Source organism: Pseudomonas sp. EZ-C24, from assembly GCF_014525325.1.
GTDB classification, from domain to species: domain Bacteria; phylum Pseudomonadota; class Gammaproteobacteria; order Pseudomonadales; family Pseudomonadaceae; genus Aquipseudomonas; species Aquipseudomonas shirazensis.
Window position 1 is genome coordinate 96289 of record NZ_JACDIU010000026.1, and the last position, 6898, is coordinate 103186.

General features: G+C 55.6%; 15 protein-coding genes and 1 pseudogene. All 16 read right to left on the minus strand.

Features of this window, described 5'->3' with window-relative positions:
- Positions 1 to 52: 52 nt before the first annotated feature.
- Positions 53 to 358, minus strand: coding sequence for a 30S ribosomal protein S14 (gene rpsN, locus IDM28_RS20255; protein WP_101322340.1), 306 nt, complete (start codon positions 356 to 358; stop codon positions 53 to 55).
- Positions 359 to 371: 13 nt separating this feature from the next.
- The gene (gene rplE / locus IDM28_RS20260; protein ID WP_101322341.1) at positions 372 to 911 is read right to left on the minus strand and encodes a 50S ribosomal protein L5; all 540 of its coding nucleotides are present in this window, start codon (positions 909 to 911) and stop codon (positions 372 to 374) included.
- Between the two features lie 20 nt (positions 912 to 931).
- Entirely contained in the window at positions 932 to 1246 is a 315-nt protein-coding gene (gene rplX / locus IDM28_RS20265; protein WP_003255476.1) for a 50S ribosomal protein L24, read from the minus strand.
- 11 nt (positions 1247 to 1257) lie between these two features.
- Positions 1258 to 1626 carry a 50S ribosomal protein L14 gene (gene rplN / locus IDM28_RS20270; protein WP_011063774.1) on the minus strand — a complete coding sequence of 123 codons (369 nt, stop codon included), beginning with the start codon at positions 1624 to 1626 and terminating at the stop codon, positions 1258 to 1260.
- 23 nt (positions 1627 to 1649) lie between these two features.
- Complete coding sequence (gene rpsQ, locus IDM28_RS20275; RefSeq protein WP_101322342.1) at positions 1650 to 1916, minus strand: 30S ribosomal protein S17; 267 nt, start codon at positions 1914 to 1916, stop codon at positions 1650 to 1652.
- A 2-nt stretch (positions 1917 to 1918) separates the two neighbouring features.
- Positions 1919 to 2110, minus strand: a complete 192-nt coding sequence (gene rpmC / locus IDM28_RS20280) for a 50S ribosomal protein L29 (RefSeq protein ID WP_002555481.1) — start codon at positions 2108 to 2110, stop codon at positions 1919 to 1921.
- Positions 2110 to 2523 (minus strand): 50S ribosomal protein L16, encoded by a 414-nt coding sequence (rplP, locus tag IDM28_RS20285; RefSeq protein WP_009397508.1) that lies wholly within the window; start codon positions 2521 to 2523, stop codon positions 2110 to 2112. Before rplP ends, rpmC begins: the two co-directional genes overlap by 1 nt.
- Before the next feature lie 12 nt (positions 2524 to 2535).
- Positions 2536 to 3222 carry a 30S ribosomal protein S3 gene (gene rpsC, locus IDM28_RS20290; RefSeq protein WP_003255481.1) on the minus strand — a complete coding sequence of 229 codons (687 nt, stop codon included), beginning with the start codon at positions 3220 to 3222 and terminating at the stop codon, positions 2536 to 2538.
- A gap of 13 nt (positions 3223 to 3235) precedes the next feature.
- Entirely contained in the window at positions 3236 to 3568 is a 333-nt protein-coding gene (rplV, locus tag IDM28_RS20295) for a 50S ribosomal protein L22 (RefSeq protein WP_003103908.1), read from the minus strand.
- 11 nt (positions 3569 to 3579) lie between these two features.
- Positions 3580 to 3855, minus strand: a complete 276-nt coding sequence (rpsS, locus tag IDM28_RS20300; protein ID WP_002555486.1) for a 30S ribosomal protein S19 — start codon at positions 3853 to 3855, stop codon at positions 3580 to 3582.
- A 16-nt stretch (positions 3856 to 3871) separates the two neighbouring features.
- Positions 3872 to 4696: a 50S ribosomal protein L2 gene (gene rplB, locus IDM28_RS20305; RefSeq protein ID WP_101322343.1), complete on the minus strand. Its 825-nt coding sequence runs from the start codon at positions 4694 to 4696 to the stop codon at positions 3872 to 3874.
- 14 nt (positions 4697 to 4710) lie between these two features.
- Positions 4711 to 5010, minus strand: a complete 300-nt coding sequence (gene rplW, locus IDM28_RS20310) for a 50S ribosomal protein L23 (protein WP_010220306.1) — start codon at positions 5008 to 5010, stop codon at positions 4711 to 4713.
- Positions 5007 to 5609 carry a 50S ribosomal protein L4 gene (rplD, locus tag IDM28_RS20315; RefSeq protein ID WP_101322344.1) on the minus strand — a complete coding sequence of 201 codons (603 nt, stop codon included), beginning with the start codon at positions 5607 to 5609 and terminating at the stop codon, positions 5007 to 5009. The genes rplW and rplD overlap by 4 nt, the downstream gene beginning before the upstream one ends.
- Positions 5610 to 5621: 12 nt before the next feature.
- On the minus strand, positions 5622 to 6257 hold the full coding sequence (gene rplC / locus IDM28_RS20320) for a 50S ribosomal protein L3 (protein WP_101322345.1): 636 nt from the start codon (positions 6255 to 6257) through the stop codon (positions 5622 to 5624).
- An 81-nt stretch (positions 6258 to 6338) separates the two neighbouring features.
- The gene (gene rpsJ / locus IDM28_RS20325) at positions 6339 to 6650 is read right to left on the minus strand and encodes a 30S ribosomal protein S10 (RefSeq protein WP_003186070.1); all 312 of its coding nucleotides are present in this window, start codon (positions 6648 to 6650) and stop codon (positions 6339 to 6341) included.
- 142 nt (positions 6651 to 6792) lie between these two features.
- A pseudogene (locus IDM28_RS20330) lies at positions 6793 to 6898 on the minus strand (elongation factor Tu); the annotation flags it as partial.

Genomic DNA, 6898 nt, shown 5'->3' on the forward strand with positions numbered 1-6898 from the left:
CGAGGTCACCGGCGGTCGGAAGATTGCTCCCCTCCCGCCAGAACCCTGGCGCTTACCAGCTGGCTTTAACCAGACCTGGTACGTCACCACGCATTGCAGCTTGACGCAGCATGTTACGGCCCAGACCGAACTTACGGTATACACCGTGAGGACGGCCGGTCAGGCGGCAACGGTTGCGCAGACGAGCGGCGCTGGCGTCACGCGGCTGCTTTTGCAGTGCGACGACGGCGGCATAACGCTCTTCTGGCGATGCGTTCAGGTTGACGATGGTCGCTTTCAGCTCGGCACGCTTTTTGGCGTACTTGGCTACCGTGAGCTGACGCTTCAGCTCGCGGTTTTTCATGCTCTTCTTGGCCATTTTCCTACTCCAATCAGTTGCGGAACGGGAATTTGAATGCACGCAGCAGAGCGCGGCCTTCGTCATCCGAACGAGCAGTGGTGGTCAGGGTAATGTCCAGACCGCGCAGAGCATCGATCTTGTCGTAGTCGATTTCCGGGAAGATGATCTGCTCTTTCACGCCCATGCTGTAGTTGCCACGACCATCGAAGGACTTGGCATTCAGGCCGCGGAAGTCGCGAACCCGAGGCAGGGAGATCGCCAGCAGGCGGTCCAGGAACTCGTACATACGGTCACGGCGCAGAGTAACTTTAACGCCGATCGGCCAACCTTCACGAACCTTGAAACCCGCAATGGACTTGCGAGCGAAAGTCACGACCGGCTTTTGACCAGTGATCTTTTCCAGGTCGGCTACAGCGTTTTCGATGACTTTTTTGTCACCGACAGCTTCGCCCAGACCCATGTTCAGGGTGATCTTGGTTACGCGTGGAACTTCCATCACGTTCGCGAGCTTAAGTTCTTCCTTAAGCTTGGGAGCGATTTCGTTCCGGTAAATCTCTTTGAGTCGTGCCATTGTCTTCTACCTAGCAGTGTTCAAGCATCAACCGCTTTCTGGGTCGACTTGAAGACACGAATTTTCTTGCCGTCTTCAACCTTGAAGCCAACGCGGTCAGCCTTGTTGGTTTCACCATTGAAAATGGCAACGTTGGAAGCGTGCAGAGGCGCTTCTTTTTCGACGATACCGCCCTGTACGCCCGCCATCGGGTTAGGCTTGGTATGGCGCTTGACCAGGTTTACACCACCGATGACCAGACGGTCGTCAGCGAGAACCTTCAGCACCTTACCGCGCTTACCTTTGTCTTTGCCGGCGATCACGATGATCTCGTCGTCACGACGAATCTTTTGCATGTCGGATCTCCTTAGAGCACTTCAGGGGCGAGCGAGACGATCTTCATGAACTTCTCGTTGCGAAGTTCACGGGTCACTGGCCCGAAGATGCGAGTGCCGATCGGCTCTTGCTTGTTGTTCAGCAGAACAGCAGCGTTACCGTCGAAACGAATGATGGAACCGTCAGCGCGACGTACACCATGACGGGTACGTACGACTACGGCGGTCATCACCTGGCCTTTTTTGACCTTACCGCGCGGAATTGCTTCCTTGACGGTTACTTTGATGATGTCACCGATGCCGGCGTAACGACGGTGGGAACCGCCGAGCACCTTGATGCACATGACGCGACGAGCGCCGCTGTTATCGGCCACATCGAGCATGGATTGAGTCTGAATCATAAAATTTCTCCGACCCCTAGCCCTTAGACTTCAACAGCGCGTTCGAGGACTTCAACCAGTGCCCAAGACTTGGTCTTGGCCAGCGGACGAGTTTCGCTAATGGAAACTTTGTCGCCGATTTTGCACTGATTGGTTTCGTCGTGCGCGTGCAGCTTAGTCGAACGCTTAACGTATTTACCGTAGATCGGGTGCTTTACGCGACGCTCGATCAGAACGGTGATGGTCTTGTCCATTTTGTCGCTGACGACACGGCCAGTCAGCGTACGGACGGTTTTTTCAGCTTCAGCCATGATCACTTACCTGCCTGCTGGTTGAGCACAGTTTTCACGCGAGCGATGTCACGCTTAACTTGCGAGAGCAGGTGCGACTGCCCCAACTGGCCAGTTGCTTTCTGCATACGCAGATTGAACTGGTCGCGCAGCAGGCCGAGCAGTTGCTCGTTCAGCTGCTGTGCCGATTTTTCACGAAGTTCATTCGCTTTCATCACATCACCGTCCGCTTAACAAAGGAGGTGGCGAGTGGCAGCTTTGCAGCAGCCAAGGCGAATGCTTCGCGCGCCAGCTCTTCAGAAACACCCTCGATCTCATACAGGACTTTGCCTGGCTGGATCTGGGCAACCCAGTATTCCACGGAACCCTTACCTTTACCCATCCGCACTTCAAGAGGCTTCTTGGTAACCGGCTTGTCCGGGAACACACGGATCCAGATCTTGCCGCCACGCTTAACGTGACGAGTCAGAGCACGACGTGCAGACTCGATCTGGCGAGCGGTGAGGCGACCGCGGGCGACAGCTTTCAAGGCGAACTCGCCGAAGCTGACTTTGCTACCGCGCAGTGCCAGACCACGGTTGTGGCCGGTCATCTGCTTGCGGAATTTTGTACGCTTAGGTTGCAACATTTGGCGTACCCCTTACTTAGCAGCTTTTTTACGAGGCGCTGGTGCTTGTGGTTTCAGCTCTTCTTGGCGACCACCAATTACTTCGCCTTTGAAGATCCAAACCTTCACACCGATCACACCATAAGTGGTGTGAGCTTCGTAGGTGTTGTAGTCGATATCAGCACGCAGGGTGTGCAACGGCACACGACCTTCGCGATACCACTCGGTACGAGCAATCTCGGCACCGCCGAGACGACCGCTCACCTGGATCTTGATGCCCTTGGCACCAATACGCATGGCGTTCTGCACGGCGCGCTTCATAGCACGACGGAACATTACGCGGCGCTCCAGCTGCTGAGCTACGCTTTGCGCAACCAGCATGGCGTCGAGTTCCGGCTTGCGGATCTCTTCGATGTTGATGTGCACAGGCACACCCATCTGCTTGGTCAGGTCCTGACGCAGCTTCTCAACATCTTCACCTTTCTTCCCGATAACGATACCTGGACGAGCGGTGTGGATGGTGATGCGTGCAGTTTGGGCCGGACGATGGATATCGATACGGCTTACGGACGCGCTTTTTAGTTTGTCTTGGAGGTACTCACGAGTTTTCAGATCCTTCAACAGGTAATCTGCGTAAGTCGCGCCATCTGCATACCAGACGGACGTGTGCTCCTTGACGATTCCCAGGCGAATGCCAGTGGGATGTACTTTCTGACCCATCTGATCGACTCCGTTACTTGTCCGCAACCTTGACAGTGATATGGCAAGACCGCTTGACGATGCGATCAGCGCGGCCTTTGGCACGCGGCATGATGCGCTTCAGCGAACGCCCTTCGTTGACGAAAACGGTGGAGACCTTCAGGTCATCAACGTCTGCGCCTTCGTTGTGTTCGGCGTTGGCAACGGCCGACTCGAGGACTTTCTTCATGATTTCAGCGGCTTTTTTGCTGCTGAAGGCCAACAGGTTGAGCGCTTCGCCCACCTTCTTCCCGCGGATCTGGTCGGCGACCAAGCGGGCTTTCTGGGCGGAGATTCGAGCGCCCGACAACTTAGCGGCTACTTCCATTTCCTAACCCCTTAACGCTTGGCTTTCTTGTCAGCCACGTGCCCGCGATAAGTGCGGGTACCGGCGAACTCGCCCAGTTTGTGGCCGACCATGTCTTCGTTCACGAGAACTGGGACATGTTGACGACCGTTATGTACCGCGATGGTCAGACCGACCATTTGTGGCAGGATCATCGAACGACGCGACCAGGTTTTCACCGGTTTGCGATCATTCTTTTCCGCCGCCACTTCGATCTTCTTCAGTAGGTGAAGATCGATAAAAGGACCTTTTTTCAGAGAACGTGGCACTGTCGTATCCCTCTATTTACTTGCGACGACGGACGATCATTTTGTCGGTACGCTTATTACCACGAGTCTTCGCACCCTTGGTTGGGAAGCCCCATGGCGATACCGGATGACGACCACCGGAGGTACGACCTTCACCACCACCATGTGGGTGGTCAACCGGGTTCATGGCAACACCACGAACGGTTGGGCGAACGCCACGCCAGCGTTTGGCACCAGCTTTACCCAGCGAACGCAGGCTGTGCTCGGAGTTCGAGACTTCGCCCAGGGTCGCACGGCACTCAGCCAGGACTTTACGCATTTCACCAGAGCGCAGACGCAGGGTCACGTAGACACCTTCGCGGGCGATCAGCTGAGCCGAAGCACCAGCGGAACGAGCGATCTGTGCACCTTTACCCGGCTTCAGTTCGATGCCGTGAATGGTGCTACCTACTGGGATGTTGCGCAGCTGCAGGGAGTTACCGGCCTTGATTGGGGCCAGCGAACCTGCGATCAGCTGATCGCCAGCGCTCACGCCTTTAGGGGCGATGATGTAGCGACGCTCACCGTCTGCGTAGCACAGCAGGGCGATGTGAGCAGTACGGTTTGGATCGTATTCGATACGCTCGACAGTGGCTGGAATGCCATCTTTGTCGTTGCGACGGAAGTCGACCAGACGGTAATGCTGCTTATGACCACCACCCACGTGACGTGTAGTGATACGGCCATTGTTGTTACGACCACCAGACTTCGATTTCTTCTCGAGCAGCGGTGCGTGAGGAGCGCCTTTGTGCAGCTCCTTGTTGACCACCTTGACCACGAAACGGCGGCCAGGGGAAGTCGGTTTGCATTTAACGATTGCCATGATGCACCCCTTCCTTACTCAGCACTGCTGCTGAAATCGAGATCTTGGCCTGGCTGAAGGGAAACGATCGCCTTCTTCCAGTCATTACGCTTGCCCAGACCACGTGCGGTACGCTTGGTTTTACCCAATACGTTAACAGTCGACACGTTTTCGACTTTTACGCCGAACAGGCCTTCGACAGCTTTCTTGATTTCCAGCTTGGTTGCATCGGTAGCAACCTTGAATACGAACTGGCCTTTCTTCTCAGCCAGAACGGTAGCCTTCTCGGAAACGTGCGGGCCAAGGAGGACTTTAAATACGCGTTCCTGGTTCATCCCAGCAGCTCCTCGAATTTCTTCACGGCCGACACAGTGATCAACACTTTGTCATAGGCGATCAGACTGACCGGATCGGAACCTTGTACGTCACGAACGTCGACGTGCGGCAGGTTACGAGCAGCCAGGTACAGGTTCTGATCAACAGCGTCCGATACGATCAGGACGTCAGTCAGGCCCATGCCATTCAGCTTGTTCAGCAGATCTTTGGTCTTTGGCGCTTCAACAGCGAAGTCCTGGACAACGACCAGACGGTCGGTGCGCACCAGCTCAGCGAGGATGGAACGCATTGCTGCGCGATACATCTTCTTGTTGAGCTTCTGCGAGTGGTCCTGAGGACGAGCTGCGAAGGTGGTGCCACCGCCGCGCCAGATCGGGCTACGGATGGTACCAGCACGAGCACGGCCAGTGCCCTTCTGACGCCATGGGCGCTTACCGCCACCGGATACGTCGGAACGGGTCTTCTGCTGCTTGGTGCCCTGACGGCCGCCGGCCATGTAGGCCACGACTGCTTGGTGAACCAGCGTCTCGTTGAATTCGCCACCGAAGGTCAGTTCGGAAACTTCGATCGCCTGAGCGTCATTTACGTTAAGTTGCATGTCAGTTTCCCCTTAACCGCGAGCCTTGACAGCTGGACGTACAACCACGTCGCCGCCAGTAGCGCCAGGAACGGCACCCTTGATCAGCAGCAGGTTGCGTTCAGCGTCTACGCGAACTACTTCCAGGGACTGCACAGTAACGCGCTCGGCGCCCATGTGACCGGACATTTTCTTGCCCTTGAACACACGACCAGGAGTCTGGCACTGGCCGATGGAACCCGGAACACGGTGCGATACGGAGTTACCGTGGGTGTTATCTTGGCCACGGAAATTCCAGCGCTTGATGGTACCGGCGAAGCCTTTACCTTTCGACTGACCGGTGACGTCTACCAGCTGGCCTGCAGTAAAGAGTTCAGCTTTGATCAGATCGCCAGCCTGGAAATCGCCTTCTTCAAGACGGAACTCCCAAACACCGCGACCAGCGGCAACGTTCGCCTTAGCGAAGTGACCTGCTTGAGCAGCAGTCACACGCGAAGCACGACGCTCGCCTACAGTGATTTGCACTGCACGGTAGCCATCAGTTTCTTCGGTTTTGAACTGGGTGACGCGATTCGGCTCGATCTCAACGACCGTGACCGGAATGGAGACACCTTCTTCGGTGAAAATACGGGTCATACCGCATTTACGACCGACTACACCAATAGTCATGTTGTAAACCTCATGAGTGTACGGGGCTTTCACCCGCTATGGCCGCCCATTTCAGAGCGTTACACGGTTAAGACCGAAGTCTTAGCCGAGGCTGATCTGTACTTCCACACCTGCCGCAAGGTCCAGCTTCATCAGCGCATCAACGGTTTTATCCGTTGGCTGGACAATGTCCAGAACGCGCTTATGAGTGCGGATCTCGTACTGGTCACGCGCGTCTTTGTTGACGTGCGGGGAGACCAGAACGGTGAAACGCTCTTTGCGAGTAGGCAGTGGAATTGGACCACGCACTTGTGCACCAGTACGTTTCGCGGTTTCCACGATTTCCTGGGTGGATTGGTCGATCAGGCGATGGTCGAAAGCCTTCAACCTGATACGGATTTGCTGATTTTGCATTGGATTTCAGACTCCAGGCTGTTCCCAACGGACGCACTACGCCCGCTAAAAGGAGGCGTGATTCTATAGACGGTCCGATTTTGTGTCAACCCAATAAAAAAGGCCCCCGCTGAGCGGAGGCCTTTTTTAACCGATCGAGTGATTACTCGATGATTTTGGCTACGACGCCGGCGCCGACGGTACGACCGCCTTCACGGATAGCGAAGCGCAGACCGTCTTCCATTGCGATGGTCTTGATCAGAGTGACT